Origin of the sequence: Nocardia sp. NPDC006982 (assembly GCF_042869435.1) — a bacterium.
Taxonomy (GTDB): domain Bacteria; phylum Actinomycetota; class Actinomycetes; order Mycobacteriales; family Mycobacteriaceae; genus Nocardia.
Genome location: NZ_JBIAFV010000027.1, coordinates 61,038 through 76,893 on the forward strand (window position 1 = coordinate 61,038; position 15,856 = coordinate 76,893).

Genomic DNA, 15,856 nt, shown 5'->3' on the forward strand with positions numbered 1-15,856 from the left:
TCCGTTCTCACTGCTCTGATAGGGCGACCATGTCCACCGGTGTCGCATCTATTGCGGCGACCGTGGGCGTGGTTGGTTGGGCTTCTACGAGCAGGCGCCAGTCCCCGGACTGCCACAGCACGGTCACGTTGTTGCGGGTCAGCGACGCATCGGCTTGACGTGTGTAGATCGCGATATCGGCTGCTTGCGGGGTGTAGTGCCTGATCAGGTAGCCCAGGACTTGTGGTGCGCCGGTGCTGATCTCGCTGGTGATCGAGATCTGCGCGCGGGTCAGCGCCCAGGCGTCGCGGCCGGGTCCGGGTGCGAGCATCTGCTGTCCGACCAGTGGCCACTGGGTGTCGGTGGCCACCGACATGCGCACACTCGCGTGGATCGCGGCAAGCCCGGCACCGGTTGGGGTGTAGTCGAAACCGGTTGCGACCGCGCCGTTCACCAATTTCGGTCCTTGGTCGGCCACCGGCAGTTCCATGCCTTGGAACGAGGTCCACCGCAGCCTGGTCGGGGGTGCATGCACCTCGACTGGTGCTTGTTCAGCAGGCGCGGAGGTGTCGCTGCGGTGGACGCTGCAACCGGTCATCACCGTCACACCGAGCGCCGCAGTCGAGGCCAGCGCGAGTAGTGCGGTGGCTGTTGGTCGGTTCGGGATGGTCACTAGTCCTCCACGTCAGGTCAGTTGGTTGGCACGATCGCGACGGCGAGACCGCTGGCGGATCCGAGAAGGGCTGCGCCCAGCAGGGTGCCGACGAGGCCCTCTATGGACTCCTCGCGATAGATCCGGATAGCGAGGAGCCCACCGAGCCAGACGGCGCGCCCGATACACAGCAGCAGCACGATCCAGGCGAGGTACCCCAGTAGTTGGGTGAGTGGAGTCGTGACCTCTGCTGGGAGTTGTTTGGCGCTCATAGCTGCGCGCCTCGCGGCGAATCCTTGGAGTTCTCGTCGCGGTAGGCGACTTCCAGTGCTTGCAGGATCGCGGTGCCCGCGGTCTGCGGGTCGGTGTGTGGCAGGGAATGTCCTGCGCCGGGAACGATTTCGTAGTCGGCCCAGATCGCGTCGGCGAGGCGCATCGACTGTGTGGGCGGCACGACCCGGTCACGCTCGGCGGACAGGACGAACGACGGGATCGACCGCATCGCGACCGCGGTCGCTGGCTCGAGAAAGTGCTCACCGTAGCTGTGCAGCAGGTCGGCTAACACCCGCGGATCGCCGCGCCGCTGTCCGGCGATCAGTGGCGCCTTGGACCCCAGCCCCTTGCTCAGGCTACGGAACCGGTGTTCCAGCAGCACATACCCGACCGCGGCGATGCGGTCGAACCGTCCATGGCGTAGTCGCCGCAGTCGTGCCGGAGTTTTCAGGAAATGCCGTGGCAGAGAGGGGAACTCGGGGAACTCGCAGGCACCGTTGAACAGCACCAGCCCAGCCAGAGCGGCGGCGCGTTCGGGATAGTGTTTGACGTAGGCGTGGGCGACCAAGCTGCCTGCGGAGTGCGCTGCCAGGATCACTGCACCTGTGGCATGAGCCAATACGATATCCAGGTCATCGGCCAGGTGGCGCAGTGTCGTGCCCGTGGATCGAGTCGGCCATCCGGAGCCGCCGTGGCCACGCTGGTCGTAGGTGATCTGGCCGATCTCACCGCCGAGTTGGTGGTGCAGATGCTGTGTCAACGGCATCCAATAGCTGGCATCGGTCAGCAGACCGTGAACATAGACGATCGTGGCCGGTGCGTCGGCGCGGCCGAGCCTGCTGACCGATAGCTGCAACCCATCGGCGGCGGTGACGTTCAGTGGGCAATCGTGGAGATCAGTCATTACATGTCCTCGAAAACGAAACGGTTTGGTGGTGTAAGTCCCTGGTCGGGTGAGACGGCCAATGCCTGCATGAGGCCCCGCTATGAGCGCTGATGACAGCGGGAGTCCTTGGGAGAGAATGGATTCGGCGCATTTCTCTCATCCCGCGCCGGCGGTGATGACGGCTTGCATGATCCCTCCGGCGCTGGTAGCGATGATTCCGCCGACGAGTGCGCCGAGCACGATCTTGGGGGATTCCAGTGCTCCGCCGTGGAATCGTTCCCACCCGAATTTGCCGCCCGCGTAGATCAGTGCGGCGACCCCGGCGAGCATGACGATCCAGGACAGGTAGTTGACGATGTTGATCAGCTTTTCTGAGCCGGGCGGCGCTTTTGGTGTGATCGGGACTTGGTCGGCGAGCACGTTGATCGCTTCACCAATCAGGTAGGCAGTGGTCATGATTCGGCTTCCGAATCAGGTCGTGCCCCAGTCGTTTTCCGTCGTTCGGCCAGGCGTGTGAGGATCTCGGTTCCTGCGCGGTGGACATCGGTGGGCACCGCGTCGGTGATGTGGGCTCGTCGTCGCGGTGGTGGGTCGAACGGCAGGTACTGGGCCAGCTCTGCCAGCTCGCAGCCGATGAGTTCGTCGTGCCAGCCGATCGAATAGATGTGCTCCACCAGCTCGGCGACGACGCCGCGGTACCGACGTACCGAGGCGGGCACCCGGCCGGGACGCGCTGGGGTTAGCACGAGTCCGATGACGGTGACGCCGTCCGGGGCGAGGTCTGCGTGCCATTCGCGTAGGCGGTCGGCGGCTGCGGTCAATCCGGGCAGGCACAGTCGCGCCGCGATCACGACACGCTGCGTCGTGCGGTTCGAGGCCGGCCACGCCAGTCCGGTGTCGGCGGCGGGTGCCCACCACCGTGCCAGGGTGGAGGTTCCGGCTCCGCCGTGTGCACCGAGCACCGCGAACAACGGCGGGTGTGGGCCGGTAACCGGCAGCGGGGCAGAGCGAATGGGAGCACACCGGTGCGATGGCGGCGGGTCGATCGTGCCCGGATCCAATCGGCTGCCCGGATCGCGGTGGGCGCTGACAGGGGAATGCAGGCCTGCAGTGGTCATCACGTGCCCTGCTTCTGGATGTTGATGATGGCCGCCACGCCCTCGGTGATGCGGACGTTGATGACCTGCAGATAGTCGATGCGCTGGTTGTCTGGGTGTAGCTCCACCAGGTGCACCGTCGCGGTTGTTTCCGCGATCGGCGTGATCGCGACGCAGTGGCGGGGGTCTTTCGGGATGGAGGCGATACCGGCGGCCAACGCCTCGGGCAGGATCCCGGTTTCCGGTGCGAGGAATCGCAGTGCGGCCTCAGCGTTGCCCTGGTAGTAGGCGTATTCGAATCCGGCGATCGCCCGTGTCATGGGGTCAGGACCATCAGCGGTGTCAGTCACCACGGGTGCAGTCAGACCCTGGCATGCGCGAGGCGACAGTGCGGAGGTTGGTGACGCGACAGTCATGGTCGGTGCCGCGGTCTGTGGGTGTTCATCTCTGGCCGCAAAGCTCCCGGCGACGACCAGGCTCACCGCGGCGAGCGCCGCTACGCCGAGGGCAGCCCATGCCTTTGATGGGAGTCCGTGCGATCGACCCGTTTCAGCGTCGGGCTCGAGGGTGCCGGCGTGCGGGGGCGGTTGGTTGTTCAGCCAGTCCCACTCGTCGTTGCCGGGGTGATCGGATGGTGTTGTGCGCGAACCGATGACGGGTAGTTCGACCGCGCTGTTGTTGTCGAGCCATCCCCAACCGTGCGCGTCGTCAGTGCGGATGTCGGTGCCGGACTCGGTTGCCATGTGGGGTTTCACCTCCTTGGTGCTTCTGTCGGAGTGCGGGTGGGCCCTTCGGGGGAAGCCGCTGGGGACTGACTCACGGATCAGCTCTGAAGTAGGTGCGAGCTGTCCGCGTCTTCCCCCGAAGGGGTCATGGGGCGGGCGTTGTGCCTGCCGGGCTTGTGGTCACCGTCGAAGTGGCCGGTAGCGCAGTCGTTGTCGGCACAGCTGGTGTCGTGGTGTGGGCGGTCGTGGTTGTCACAGCGGGGGGTGTGGCTGGTGCCGGTGTCGCGGACGCGGTGATAGCGGCGATGTCACGGGCAGCGGCGGCGAACCATGCCGCAGCAGTCGCTATAGGCGATTGCCCGGTCGGGGCGACCGGGGTACTGGAGTAAGAACCGTGGCGCCCGGATGTGTCGCTGTACTGGGTCGAGCTGGCGATGTCGTAGAGCTGGGTGTTGTCGGTGACGTTGGTGGTGATCGCGTCGAAGGCTTGGTTGATCAGCCGGATCCCGGTCTGTGGTGGGACGAGTTCGACCACGGCGGCGGCGAGTTTGGTGCCGATGGTGGCGATCGCGGCCAACGGGTCGGTCATACCGACGGTGGCGAGTTCAGTGATCGCCGTCGGGGTGAACACCGTCTGTGCCACGGTGGTGACCGCGTTGAACGCGATGGTGCCGATCCGCATCAGTGCGGCGAGGGCCTGGTCGGGTCCGGGCAGTGGCGTTGCGGGGTTGGAGGCTTCGGCCAGGCGCTGGCTGATCGACTTGCTCGGCTCGTAGGACAACTGATCGAGGCTGTTGCCTTGGACGTCTTCGTTGACCACGCCGACAGCGGTCTTGTAAACCGTCGCGGCGAGGGCCTGGGCGATCGTGGAGATCGCCGCGACCGGGTCACGCAGATCCGATTGCGCGGCGATGTTGGCGACCGTCGTCGCCAACGGCCCTTCGGAAGGGGCCGCGCAGGTGATGTCACCGGCAACACAGAAATCAGCGACGCGTCCGGTCAGAGAGCCGAAACTCGCTGATGTCTCGGCGGTTCGAGCGATACCGGAGCCCCCGGCAACGGTATCGGTGAAGGCGATCTTCGACACATCAGATCCCGTGGTGCCAGGCACGGCCGTAGGTGTGGTGGCACCCGCGAGCCCCGGCAGTACCGCGGTGTCGGTGGCGCGAGCGGGGTTGGCCAGCAACGCGATGCCCGCGACCTGGTCCGCGCCTATCTTGGCGGTGCTGGTGCCGACCCGTTTGGCGAACGCCGCGACCGCCGCAGCGCCTTGGGCGTAGCCAGCAACAGCGATCTTGGTGGTTGGGCAGCGGCGCGCGATCTCGGCGGCGGTGTCCTCGAGCCGCGCCGACGCGGTCGCGACAGCCTGGTCGTAGGGTTGCTCTGTCCCGTCCTCACCGGTGCCGTAGGGGATGTAAGCGCGTTGCGCCGAACCCTGTGCTGCGCTGAGCATCGGCGCGAACAACCCTCCGAGCGCTCCGGTGTCGGTGGTCGAGGGGGCATCCGGTGAGCTCTCCTCAGGTCCTTGGACGCCGAGCGCATACAGCGCGGGACAGGTCGTATCCAGCGGGGCATCCGAACTCGGCGACTGGGCTGACGCAGACCCGCTCGCAACGATGCTCGCGACCATCGTCGATGCCGCGACGATCGCCGTGAGTGTGTGGTTCGGCGCTGACGTTCGTCTCGCATGTGTGTCCCGAATTGTGCTGGTGCGCATGGTGTCTTCTTTTCAGTCCTGAGTTGCAGTGCGATGAGTCGTGTTTCAGGCGGGTGGGTCGGCGTGGTGGCGCCGCCGGTTCCGACCGCTCCCGTGCACCGGACCGCTCCAGTGCCGCTGTCGGGGTCCTCGCGGCCCCGGGGTCGTGCTGTCCTGTTTGCCGAGGTGGAAATGTTCGCGGCGGTCGTTGTGGCGCATACTGTTTGGCCTCGCTTAGCTGTTCTTTGCGCCTGCCCGCGCCGCTGGCGAGGGGTGCAATGGGCGCGGGCAGGGTTTCCCGGAGGGGTTTCAGGAGTCCGGGGGCGTCGTTGTCGGTGATGTCGATGGCGTCGTCCGGATGGACCTCGATGGGATGCGCTGCAGGTAGTCCGCCAGGCGAGCGATGGCCTCACCGGCTCCGTCGATGGCGGCTTGCATGTGATCGACCGGGTGTTCACGCCAGTTCAGATCCACACCCAAACCGCGATAGTCGCTGAACAGTCGCCGCGCCGATTCGACGGGGATGAGGGTGTCTTGTGTGCCGTGATAGAGGTGCACCGGGATGTGGGGCGGTTGCTGTGCGCAGCGTTCACGAGCCAGCACATATCGCCACATCGGGTCCCCCCACGGGTCAGCCCGCTCGCACCAACGTCCCAACGGCTGCCGGTATCGCGCGAGAATCGTTGTTGCGTCGAGGTTTTCGATGTCGGCGACGGCGAGGTGGCCTTCAGTGGTGAGGATGTGCAGCATCGGCAGGTGCGCATAAGCACGGGCCAACCCGACCAGCCCGGCCAGCCCGAGACCCGCGAATGGTCCGTCATCGATCTCGGCGACCAGTTCCCCCGGATCCGCGACCACAGCGCCGGCGGCGACACCGCGCAGGTCGAGATCGGGTGCGTATTCGTGCTGGATTTCCGTGGCCCATAAGGCGTTTCGGCCGCCGTCGGCGTATCCCCACAAAGCGATCGGCGTGGTGTCGTCGTTCAAGCCGGGTAGTCGCTGTGTGGCGCGGGCGAGGTCGAGGATGGTTTGCCCGGCGCAGCGACCGGCCAGGAATGTGTGTGGTCCCAGCCCTGTGATGCCGAGTCCGCGACCATCGGCGACCGCGACGGTCCAGCCGCGATCCAACGCCATCGCGAGGTAGTCGGCTTCGGGTTCGGCCCCGTCGGCTAACAGCTGGGACGGTGCGCACCGGCCACCGAGCCCACGGAACACCGGACAGTATCCGAGGATGGGTCCTACACCCACATGGGTGGCGATGTCGGGGACGATGACGATGCCCGAAGCCGGGATCAGCTCGCCGTAGGAATCGCTCGAGACGTAGACGATCTGCCACGCGTGCGCGATCGAATGCAGTTGCGGGACAGCGACTTCCCGCGCTCGCAGGACCCGCCCGCGTGGGCTGGAGGGCTTGATCGGTGTCGCGGTGTAGAACTCGTCGTCGGCGAGAGGTTCGGTCATCATCGGCTCCCGATGTCGTGTGCGAGTGCGATGAGCCACGCGGTGCCCGAGGTCAGTTGGCCGGTCGCGGCGTAGCCGTTGTGGCGGGCAACGGTGTCGGCGAAATGCAGCCAGACACCGGGGTTGGCCAGGGCGGCGTTGTCGGCGAGCAGCTGCCCCCATGCGGCACCGAGTTGCCCGACGACCTTGGGCAACACCCCCACCGGGTTGCCGACGATGGTGGCGGTGATCTCGTTCCAGCGCGCCGCCGCCGCACCAGCATCTTCTGGAGTCGGCGCTGGCATGCGCGGGTCGGCAGCGTCGATCAGCCGGGCCGACAGGGATTGTTGTGGGGCGTAGTCGACGTTGCCGCCGCCGACCTGGATGTCGTTGTTGATGACAGTGGTCCAGGCGTCCCCGAGCGCTTCCGACAGCAGCGCGTTGAGCGATGCGACAGACGAGATCGGGTCTGCCAGGTTCGCTTGCGCGGCGATCTCCGCACCGAGGCGCAGCAGCGCCGCATGATCCGGTGCCGAGCACGCCAGATCACCGTCGACACAAACATCGGCGACACGGCCTTCGAGCGCGCCATAACCCGCACCGGTGCTCGCGATTCCGCTACCGCCGGCCGCGGCACTGATGACCTGGACACCCGACACAGCGGCTCCGCTGGTACCCGGTGCCGGGTCGGGAACGGTTTGCCCTATTCGTCCCGGAAAGGTTGGGCTGCCCTCGACGCGGATCGGATTGGAATACAGGGCGATCGCGGCGATCTTGTCCGCCGGTACCGAACCAACCCCTGCCCCTACTTCCTGGGCGAACTGCGCAAGGGCTTGTGCACCTTGGGAATAGGCGACACCAGCGATCAGCGTGCCAGGGCACTGCTCGATCACTTGCGCTGCCGCAGTGGCGAGTTGGTTGTGCGCGTCGGACACCGACGCCGCGTATGGGTCGGCTCCGCCACCGGGCACGATGCCGCCGAATCCGGCACCGTAGGCGATGTAGCTGTGTTGCACCAGTCCCGGAGCAGCGGCAGTGACCGGCGCCAACATCGTGCCGAGCACACCGGTGTCGGCTACGGGGTCCGCTGCCGGTGAGGACTGACCGGTTCCCTGGACACCCAGGACATACAAGGCGGGGCAGCCCGGTCCGATCGGCACCGCCTGGGCACTGCCCGCCGCGGTAGTGAGCGCGGATGCCGCCGATACCGCCAGCGCGATCATGGTGGCGCGGACACGTCGAGTCATGGAATTTATCACGGCTGACCCACTCCCACGCCCGCACCGAACCCGGCACCGATGGTTCCGGCGACCGCTGCTCCCACCGCGGCGACCGGGACTCCGGCGATGGCCGCTCCCGCCAGGGCACCGATCGCGGCACCGATCGCTGTTCCCGCGATACCGGAGGTGACGGTCCCGATCACCGGGACCTCGATCACCGTTCCCACTGCGGCCCCGGCGATCCCGCCGATGGTGCCGCCGACAAGACCACCCACGACCGCCCCTACGGCAGCGGTCGGAGCACCCGCGATCACGGCGCCGGCCGCGCCGCCCAGCACTGCACCCGCTGTCGTCGCGCCACTGACCCGGTCCGAGCGGCCCGGTGGGAGCCCGATCGAATCCAACGCTTGCGCCACTTGGGCTTCGGCGCCAGCGGCGGTGTCGTTGATGCAGTCTCGGATCTCCGCTGGCAGCCAATCCGGTGACGGGGTTTCGAATTGCCCAACCCGAATCGCGTTGGGAGGCGGCTCGATCGGCGCGACCGGGGGCACCGGTTCGGGCAGATGCAGCTCACCCAACTCAACCGGCGCGACCGGCGCGGGTGAGGGCACGGGCCGGCTGGGTGCTTCGTTGCGTACTTCTGGGGGTTGCTCGTAGTACGCCTGGGGTGGGGGTTCCGGCGCCGCAGGACTGGGAGGCGGTGGGGCGGGTGCGGTAGTGCCAGGCTGTTCAGGGCCGGTTACCCCCGGCTGATCCGCGATCGGATCGGCCGAGATCGCCGCTGACGCAACACCACTGCAGACCAAGACCACTACCACCGGAATCGCGCTCGCCAACGCGATCCGCCTGCCACGCCCCACTCGAACAGGACTGCCATGAACGGGATGCGTGCGGTTCGCACCGGGATTCTCGCGCGGTGCTGCGCGATGTGTTGTATTTCGATATTTCGGCACGCCAAATAGCCCTTCTACACGAAGGCGGAATAGGAAAGTCGAAGAATGCGCTCACCGCGGCCCCGCAGGGCCTCCCACCATGGTGTCCCCGGCAAGGAGGCCCTCTTCAGGGCAGAATTATCAGAGGAACGGCACGATCAGAGACAGCGCTTGAGCCGCGAGCGACAAACCGTTCGACAACACCGACAAGCCGATGTTCACCCACGATAGAACAACAAACGGATCCACGGATTTTCCCTTCGATGCGGTTGAGATTGCCTCCCTATCCAAACCGCGAAACCCGTTGCGAATCCAGACTTTTTACCAACAAGATCATCCTATACAACAGAATTGCGCAATTCGCTAGTCGATCTAGCAGCGCAAACCCCGCCATTTAACAATGCTGTTGTCAAAGATATTTCTTCCCACCACGACCGAACATGGCCATTTCTTGATTCCCCGCGCAGCACGCCCAGCCGCTCGGGAGACAACGTCGCGCTATCGTGCGGCGAAGACGACATTGCCACTACCAGCCGGAAGTGATGGATACCGATCGCACACCATCTCGGCAGCTCACGATGGCGTCGGGGCGAGTCCACGTCTGCGGCGTCGTGTAGCCACGAGCGCGAGCACCGCGTCCGTGATGGTGTTGTTCTCCTCCGATCGTGATTCGACATGTCGAGTCGTGGAGGACAGGGGCGGTTCAACTCCGTGCGACTCTCACCGCCCGTATCGGTGTGCGCTCTTTCGTCAGCCGATCAGGTTGCAGGCAAACAGGTTTCGTCGTAGGTGGCGATGATGGACAGAGGATCCGAGCACACCAACGGATCCACTGCGACAGCACCGGTTCCGCCGAACAGCGTCAGATCCTGTGGAGTTTCGATGACCCGGAAGTCGGTCAGGGCCTCGGTCAGCCCGGTGGTGGTTTTCATCGCGTCCGGCCGCCGCTTCGATTGGGTTTTGAACCAGTGACCGACCATTGAGGACCAGGCTGTACCGGTCGCGGCCGCTGCGTCGGCAAGCGTTTCGGCGGCGGCGAAGACCTCCCTGGCCCGACGGTCGGCGGTCCAGCAACGGTTGCCTTCTGCGTCGTAGGTCCACGAGCATTGGTGCACCGAGTCACGGTCCACCTGCGGCCGGTTCTTGTATGGATCTAGGTCGTAGTATTTCCATCGCCGTGCCCTGTCCTCGTTGGTGTAGAACAGCTTTTCGGCGAACAGGTGTCGTTGGTCACTCGACGAGTGCGGGGACTTGTCTTGTGGTCACTCGCATCTGCACACCGTCTGGCACTGGTACCTGCGTCATCGACATCGAGATCGGCCGCTGCGTCGGCGAGGACAGTCGCCACCGACCGGTGATTGTCGCTAATGCGAGCGCGGTTTCGATCAACCCGAACTGCTCGCCGATGCATCCGCGCGCACCGAGACCGAACGGGATGTAGGTCTTGCGGTTGTGATGCGGGTTGGTGTGCATCCAACGGTCGGGGCGGAACGCGCTCGGATCCTCATATATCCGGTCGCTGCGATGAATCACGTACGGGCTGATCGCGACCTTTGTCCCGGCCGGAAGCTGTATGTCGCCCAATTCGGTATCCGCTGTGACCTGTCGAGTCACCATCCAGGTGGGCGGGTACAGCCGAAGGGTTTCGGTGATAACCCTGTTGGTGAGTGGGAGCGAGGGTAGATCGTCTCGGGTCGCTGTGCGGCCACCGAGAACTGAGTCGACCTCTTCGTGTAACTGCTGCTGTACGTCGCGGTTCCGGTCGAGCAGGTACAACGCCCAGGTGAGGCAGCCTGCGGTGGTTTCGGCGCCGCCCAAGAAGAATGTGAATACCTGGTCGATCAGCTCGGAGTCGGTGAACTGTGCTCCGTCCTGTTCATCGCGGGCTTCCAGCAATGCCGACAAGAGATCGCCGCGGTCTTTTTGTTCGGCGCGTCGTTCCGCAATGACCGATGCCGCGAGTTGCCGGACGCGTCGGGTGGTGGCGTCGTAGCGCCGATTGTCGGGGGTGGGTAGGCGATTGATGATGGGGGGTAGTGCTGTTCGCCGGAAAAGTCCGTGGGCGATCGTGCTCAGATCTGTGGCGAATTGGCGAATTTGCTTGTCGGACAGCGATGTTGAGAACATGGTATCGGTCGCAATCCGGAAGGTCATGGCTGACAGGTCGACGCCCAGGTCGATTAGCTGGCCGTCGTGCCATCCCTGGACCGTGGTCTCGATCGAGCGGGTCATGCTTTCGACATACGACGGGAGCCGGTCTGAGCGGAACGCGGGCTGGCACAGGCGGCGCTGTCGACGGTGCTTGCCGTGTGGGCAGCTGCCGAGTCCGTCGCCGGCGATCTCTCGGGCCCGGGCATAGAAGGGCCCACCTTTGTCGTAGAGCTTGTCGTCAGCGAGGACCTGCGATGTCAGGTCCGGATCGGAGACGAAAACGACGGTGTCCGCCGCGAGCTGGATTCGGCACATCGGACCGTGCTCGGGCAGCGCCGAGAGAAGCGCGAGAGGGTTTCGCATCAGCTTCACCCCATGTCCGATCAACGGCAGTCCACCCGGGGCGGCAGGGATGCGGTCGAGATCTGACTTTTCCACGTTCATACGGGGGTCCCCCTTCATCAGCTGACTACTCCCCAGGTGATCGCAGCGCTGCATTCGCCCGCGAGCAGAACAATCGTTCAGGATGCTACCAACATCGGGATGTTCATAACATCCCAAATGACCGTTGGCTGCTTGGACGGTGAGGGTCATGCGTTGCGCCTGCTCCCGTGTCACCTATAGCTCCGCCGGCGCCCGATCAGGACAGCGGTGGACCAGCGTAGGGTCGTCGCATCGCCTGATGGATGAGGATGTCGCGGTCAGGGCCGGGGAGTTCACTGACCTGAACCGACACCGAGAATGGCTCTTTGGTTACCGGATCTACCATGTGACACAGATCGTCGGGCTCACGTCCATATGTGACCTGGATTCCGCCCTGCCAGCGATCATTGAACTCGTCGCTGGCGCGAAGTCGCTCGAGCAAGTCGATGGACTGGGGAGATTCGCGGTAGCGACCGAGTCCCGCACGGACCATTGCGATGAGGCCGGTTGCCTCGTAGTCCCATTGCAGGGCAACGTCTTTGGCGGGCGATCTGGCCACACCGGGCCGGAAATGCCACAGTGCGACGTTGTTGCCTGCGGCTACGATGTCGGGTTCTGCCCGGTAGAAGTTCTGGTTGCCGACAAGGACATTCCACAAAGGATCGGTGAATACGCAGATGATGCCGACCTGGTCGAAGAACTTCAGTGCGGCAAGGCGGTCCGGAGTGCTCACGCGTTCGCGCAGCTCCTCGATCGGCGTTAGCTCGACGGGCGGCTCGGCTAGTTCCCGAGTGAAGCGGGCTTGCATCTCGTCGAGCCGGTAGCCGATGATGAGCTGGTCGAGCACACCTCGAAGTGGCACGACCTTGCTGTTCTCGATCTGTTTGATGTAGGAGTCGCTGACCCCGGTACGTAGCTCGGCGGACTTTCGAGTGTGGCGCCGGTGCTCGCGCACCTTGCGCAACCAGTCACCGAGGTTAGGCATCTCGGCCTTGTCAGATGTCTGGGCGCGGCCACGCCGCTGAGTCAGCGCTCGTCTTGCAGGAGTCGAGCTCACGTTGTCGTCCTCCCCGTCTTGTCATCGCTGCCAGAGATATTTCCCTCGCCATCACAGGAAGGCGAGGGATGGTCACCGCAGACTCCCCCAAGCTGCTTCTGTCCTATCAGACCTAGATCAATCCGGCAAACGCGTAAGGCCTTCGTACGATTGCGAAAAGGTTGCTTCACCGGTCCACACTCCGACTCTTCCAGCGGGTCCGCGATCGATAAGAGTCTCACCGTCGGGCAGCCTCCGGACACCAGCCTCGGGCGGTCCGTTGTTGCGCCATTGCGTGATCTTCTTCTCCTACCCCGTTTAGGGCCGATACGCTGGCATGGTCACCACGGGTGGGCATCGGCTTAAAGGGCGAAGCAGCCGCGCGGTCGAAATGTCCGATGGACAAGGCTATTGCCAATTACCGCGATCCGCGCTGGTCAGGATGGTCCAGAGTATGGGCAAAGAATTTGACTGGCAAAAACGTTGTCCCTTGAAAGGGTAGCGCCGCAACCAATTTCGAGGTTTTGATGGCGTAAGTGCGACTGTCGACCTCGGCGCGTACCGCGTCGCGTGCGGCGCGATCCGCGAGGGTTCGTCTCGGGGGCAACTCTTCGCAATATTCGAGCGCAGTCTTACAGCGGAAGACACCAAAAGGGAGGGGACTTCTACATGGAAAGTCACAACCAAGGACGTGGTCCGGACCGCCGCCTACGCCGACGACGCAGGCCTCGGTCGCAGCTGGCACAGATGCCGGACTTCTTCGAATGGATATGGGAGCTACGCACACGCCAACATCTGAGCCGGGACAAAGCCGCCCCGCTCATCGGCATCAGCGCCTCCTACCTCACACAGATCGAAACCAAGCGCTACCCACCCGAACGTGAGGTCGTCGACGGACTCGTCATCGGCTACGAACTCAACGACATGCAGGCCCGACACCTGCGCGAACTATGGGAACCCGCAATAGATCTCGCACCACTGGACGAACTGCGAGCCCGTCTCATCACCTCCGGACAACTCGAGCTACTCGACTACCACGAACACAACGGCCTGCTCGCCGCATACATCGACTACACCTGGCATGTCCTGGCCGCCAACCCATCAGCAGTGCACGCCTTTCCCGGACTGAACGCAGCCGGCGGAAACATCCTGAGCTGGTTCTTCACTCCCACCGCGCAAGAAATCATCGTCGACTGGGAACACGTAGCACCTCATATCGTCGCTACCGCCAAGGCCGTACTCGGCCGACACCGCAACGCCCCCCGAGCACAACACCTACTCGAACAGCTCCGAAAAAGCAGCGAGGTCAACCGGCTCTGGCGCGACAACATCGACGTCGCCTACGGCCGCCCCCCAACCGAACTGTTCCACTGGCGAGACCCCACCACCGGTGAACCCTTCTCCCTCAGCATCCAAACCTCCGATCACTTCGGAACCCAAGACATCTTCTTATCGTGCGGCTTCCGACGCCCCTACTCCGGACCACCGCTCCGGTAGCCCGGAAAGTATTGGTCACAAACACTTTTCATCTTCTACACGAAGTTCGTTCAACCAGACGTACCAAGCAACCGAGGACGGTGCAGACCGCCAAACGGCAGCCTGCGCCGTCCTGCGCCACTGACCAACCTCATCCATAGGACTGCGACCCTCGACGCCGAACGGCTTATCACACACGAACACGCCGACGCGCACCTCCGACACCCCACACCCGCCACCGCGCCGGTCACGGCGGGGATCTACGGATGCTGCAGCGGGTCGCCCGGCTCACGACCGAGCGGGTCGGGGGAGATGCCGTGCGCTGGGTTCGGCGCCATAGTGAGCAGTAGGTGCAGAACCCGCCGCCGTCCACCTACCTCGGTGCGGCCCCTCGCGGCCGAGCGGCCTGCCCGCCGGGTCGTCATGATGCCAGCGGTGCATGAGGATGACCACGCGGGCATCCGGGGCGCCGGCCGGTGAGAACCAATCCCATACGCCTTCGCGGATGGTCGGGCTGCCTGCGGCGCCGTACTCGCGGCGTTCGGCGGATTACTCGAGCGCGGTTTGCGCGGATCGGTGCGTGACGGGACCCGTGAATCGGTCCACCGGACCGAAATCACGGGCCAGGTCATGCGCCGTTCCGCAGACGCAGTAGTCGAGGCGTCCGCGATGGCCTGTACGTCTTGCCTGCGAGGAACAATTCCAGCGCTTCCTCGCGACGTGCAGCTGCGTCGGCCAAGCGGAGCGGCGACTGCTCGCCTGGCTCTACCACGACCACAATTCCATTGTTTCATTCATGACTGTTTCGATGATTACCGCAGCAATTGTCGTCTGGGAATGCGCTGGTGGGCAGGCGAATCGAAAGCGAATGCGTCGAATCTCCTGTAGGGCAGCCGGATTCATGGCTACGCTGGTCGCGCTGTGCCTTCTTCGGCACGTGGCGGGACTGTTCTGGCACAGAACGCCGTCACTTATTGAGGAAGGAGAGCCGATGCCCAAACGGGCAGGTCGGAGGAATGCAAGCGACTCGACGGTCAGCAACTTGACCGTCGAGTTCACCTTGCGTTGGTCCGGGCCAGTGCTAGTGCCGATACTGACGCTGATTGCAGGAGCTAATGTGCTCCTGTTCTCGCTGAAGTAAGGACGCTGGTCGCGCACTACCTGACCGGAGCGGTCGCTGCTAGCAGGCGGCGGCCGCTCCACTCCTTTAGGTCATGGATCTAGAAGCTCCAATGTATCTAAAGGCGTTGCGTCGCATCGCTTCGATCCGTCGCACCGAAGCCAAGATACATCCAAAGTTGACAGATAACGGCGATTCGCTTCGGATTCGCTTCGAGAAACCAATCCCGCGGCTAGTGTGCGGCTGGTCGGGCCGTGCGCCCACGACGACATCTCTCCAGCCGTCGGCGAGCGCAGAGACGGTGGCCGCCGCCAAACTGCTGCTCGCGCAGAATGGGTATCGCCCTCGCCGATCTCGTCACGGTCGCTGTCCCCATTCCGGCAATCGGCGAAGTCGTCGCCCAGTTCCGCATCCCTCGTCCTGAGACTCGCGGCACTTAGGGCGCTCCGCTGAACCGGCTCGAAGCGCAGTGCGCCACCGCTGTCTCGATGAGATGTCCAAGCCCGTCCCGATACGCCGCCAGCGTGCCCTTACGCCGCGGACGGATCGAGCCACCGCCCCCGCATCGGCGTTGCCCAGATCTCCTCTAGAGATCAGCATTCCAATGGTTGCTGGCGCAAATCAACAGGGCAATAAGACTAAACAGCATTCAATTTGTCAATGGCCAGTTGCGGGTGGCTCTGGCACACTTTCGATGACGGCGTGCTAATCGACCAGGAGCACACGGCGGCGAAGAAGATCGAAGTTGGC

At 64.3% G+C, this 15,856-nt stretch carries 15 protein-coding genes; 1 reads left to right on the forward strand and 14 read right to left on the reverse strand.

Going from position 1 to position 15,856, the window contains the following annotated elements; genetic code table 11:
* Positions 1-7 precede the first annotated feature (7 nt).
* The 13 genes from ACFYOW_RS45600 to ACFYOW_RS45660 form a co-directional block, all read right to left on the reverse strand.
* Entirely contained in the window at positions 8-652 is a 645-nt protein-coding gene (locus ACFYOW_RS45600; RefSeq protein ID WP_387297747.1) for a hypothetical protein, read from the reverse strand.
* Between the two features lie 17 nt (positions 653-669).
* Positions 670-903, reverse strand: coding sequence for a hypothetical protein (locus tag ACFYOW_RS45605; RefSeq protein WP_387297749.1), 234 nt, complete (start codon positions 901-903; stop codon positions 670-672).
* Positions 900-1,808 carry an alpha/beta fold hydrolase gene (locus tag ACFYOW_RS45610; RefSeq protein WP_387297751.1) on the reverse strand — a complete coding sequence of 303 codons (909 nt, stop codon included), beginning with the start codon at positions 1,806-1,808 and terminating at the stop codon, positions 900-902. Before ACFYOW_RS45610 ends, ACFYOW_RS45605 begins: the two co-directional genes overlap by 4 nt.
* Before the next feature lie 138 nt (positions 1,809-1,946).
* Positions 1,947-2,246, reverse strand: coding sequence for a hypothetical protein (locus ACFYOW_RS45615; protein WP_387297753.1), 300 nt, complete (start codon positions 2,244-2,246; stop codon positions 1,947-1,949).
* Positions 2,243-2,908 (reverse strand): hypothetical protein, encoded by a 666-nt coding sequence (locus ACFYOW_RS45620; RefSeq protein WP_387297755.1) that lies wholly within the window; start codon positions 2,906-2,908, stop codon positions 2,243-2,245. The genes ACFYOW_RS45615 and ACFYOW_RS45620 overlap by 4 nt, the downstream gene beginning before the upstream one ends.
* Complete coding sequence (locus ACFYOW_RS45625; protein WP_387297757.1) at positions 2,908-3,630, reverse strand: hypothetical protein; 723 nt, start codon at positions 3,628-3,630, stop codon at positions 2,908-2,910. Before ACFYOW_RS45625 ends, ACFYOW_RS45620 begins: the two co-directional genes overlap by 1 nt.
* A 127-nt stretch (positions 3,631-3,757) precedes the next feature.
* Entirely contained in the window at positions 3,758-5,242 is a 1,485-nt protein-coding gene (locus ACFYOW_RS45630; protein ID WP_387297759.1) for a cutinase family protein, read from the reverse strand.
* Between the two features lie 375 nt (positions 5,243-5,617).
* Positions 5,618-6,772, reverse strand: coding sequence for a lipase family protein (locus ACFYOW_RS45635; RefSeq protein ID WP_387297761.1), 1,155 nt, complete (start codon positions 6,770-6,772; stop codon positions 5,618-5,620).
* Positions 6,769-7,995 carry a cutinase family protein gene (locus tag ACFYOW_RS45640; RefSeq protein ID WP_387297763.1) on the reverse strand — a complete coding sequence of 409 codons (1,227 nt, stop codon included), beginning with the start codon at positions 7,993-7,995 and terminating at the stop codon, positions 6,769-6,771. The genes ACFYOW_RS45635 and ACFYOW_RS45640 overlap by 4 nt, the downstream gene beginning before the upstream one ends.
* 8 nt (positions 7,996-8,003) lie before the next feature.
* Complete coding sequence (locus ACFYOW_RS45645) at positions 8,004-8,579, reverse strand: hypothetical protein (protein WP_387297765.1); 576 nt, start codon at positions 8,577-8,579, stop codon at positions 8,004-8,006.
* 1,079 nt (positions 8,580-9,658) lie between these two features.
* On the reverse strand, positions 9,659-10,015 hold the full coding sequence (locus ACFYOW_RS45650) for a hypothetical protein (protein WP_387297767.1): 357 nt from the start codon (positions 10,013-10,015) through the stop codon (positions 9,659-9,661).
* 115 nt (positions 10,016-10,130) lie between these two features.
* Complete coding sequence (locus ACFYOW_RS45655; RefSeq protein WP_387297769.1) at positions 10,131-11,495, reverse strand: cytochrome P450; 1,365 nt, start codon at positions 11,493-11,495, stop codon at positions 10,131-10,133.
* Positions 11,496-11,691: 196 nt separating this feature from the next.
* Positions 11,692-12,459 (reverse strand): helix-turn-helix domain-containing protein, encoded by a 768-nt coding sequence (locus ACFYOW_RS45660; protein ID WP_387297771.1) that lies wholly within the window; start codon positions 12,457-12,459, stop codon positions 11,692-11,694.
* 798 nt (positions 12,460-13,257) lie between these two features.
* Between ACFYOW_RS45660 and ACFYOW_RS45665 the strand changes: the two genes are divergently transcribed.
* Positions 13,258-14,007 (forward strand): helix-turn-helix transcriptional regulator, encoded by a 750-nt coding sequence (locus ACFYOW_RS45665; protein WP_387297773.1) that lies wholly within the window; start codon positions 13,258-13,260, stop codon positions 14,005-14,007.
* A gap of 239 nt (positions 14,008-14,246) precedes the next feature.
* Here the strand turns inward: ACFYOW_RS45665 and ACFYOW_RS45670 are convergent, their stop codons facing one another.
* Positions 14,247-14,411, reverse strand: coding sequence for a hypothetical protein (locus ACFYOW_RS45670; RefSeq protein ID WP_387297775.1), 165 nt, complete (start codon positions 14,409-14,411; stop codon positions 14,247-14,249).
* Between the last annotated feature and the right edge of the window lie 1,445 nt (positions 14,412-15,856).

Coding starts and splice junctions, on each gene's coding strand:
- ACFYOW_RS45605 (WP_387297749.1), bottom strand. CDS start 903: ATGAGCGCCAAACAACTCCCAGCAGAGGTCACGACTCCACTCACCCAA.
- ACFYOW_RS45660 (WP_387297771.1), bottom strand. CDS start 12,459: ATGCCTAACCTCGGTGACTGGTTGCGCAAGGTGCGCGAGCACCGGCGC.
- ACFYOW_RS45620 (WP_387297755.1), bottom strand. CDS start 2,908: ATGACCACTGCAGGCCTGCATTCCCCTGTCAGCGCCCACCGCGATCCG.
- ACFYOW_RS45665 (WP_387297773.1), top strand. CDS start 13,258: ATGCCGGACTTCTTCGAATGGATATGGGAGCTACGCACACGCCAACAT.
- ACFYOW_RS45625 (WP_387297757.1), bottom strand. CDS start 3,630: ATGGCAACCGAGTCCGGCACCGACATCCGCACTGACGACGCGCACGGT.
- ACFYOW_RS45640 (WP_387297763.1), bottom strand. CDS start 7,995: ATGACTCGACGTGTCCGCGCCACCATGATCGCGCTGGCGGTATCGGCG.
- ACFYOW_RS45670 (WP_387297775.1), bottom strand. CDS start 14,411: ATGACGACCCGGCGGGCAGGCCGCTCGGCCGCGAGGGGCCGCACCGAG.
- ACFYOW_RS45610 (WP_387297751.1), bottom strand. CDS start 1,808: ATGACTGATCTCCACGATTGCCCACTGAACGTCACCGCCGCCGATGGG.
- ACFYOW_RS45615 (WP_387297753.1), bottom strand. CDS start 2,246: ATGACCACTGCCTACCTGATTGGTGAAGCGATCAACGTGCTCGCCGAC.
- ACFYOW_RS45655 (WP_387297769.1), bottom strand. CDS start 11,495: ATGAACGTGGAAAAGTCAGATCTCGACCGCATCCCTGCCGCCCCGGGT.
- ACFYOW_RS45635 (WP_387297761.1), bottom strand. CDS start 6,772: ATGATGACCGAACCTCTCGCCGACGACGAGTTCTACACCGCGACACCG.
- ACFYOW_RS45630 (WP_387297759.1), bottom strand. CDS start 5,242: ATGGTCGCGAGCATCGTTGCGAGCGGGTCTGCGTCAGCCCAGTCGCCG.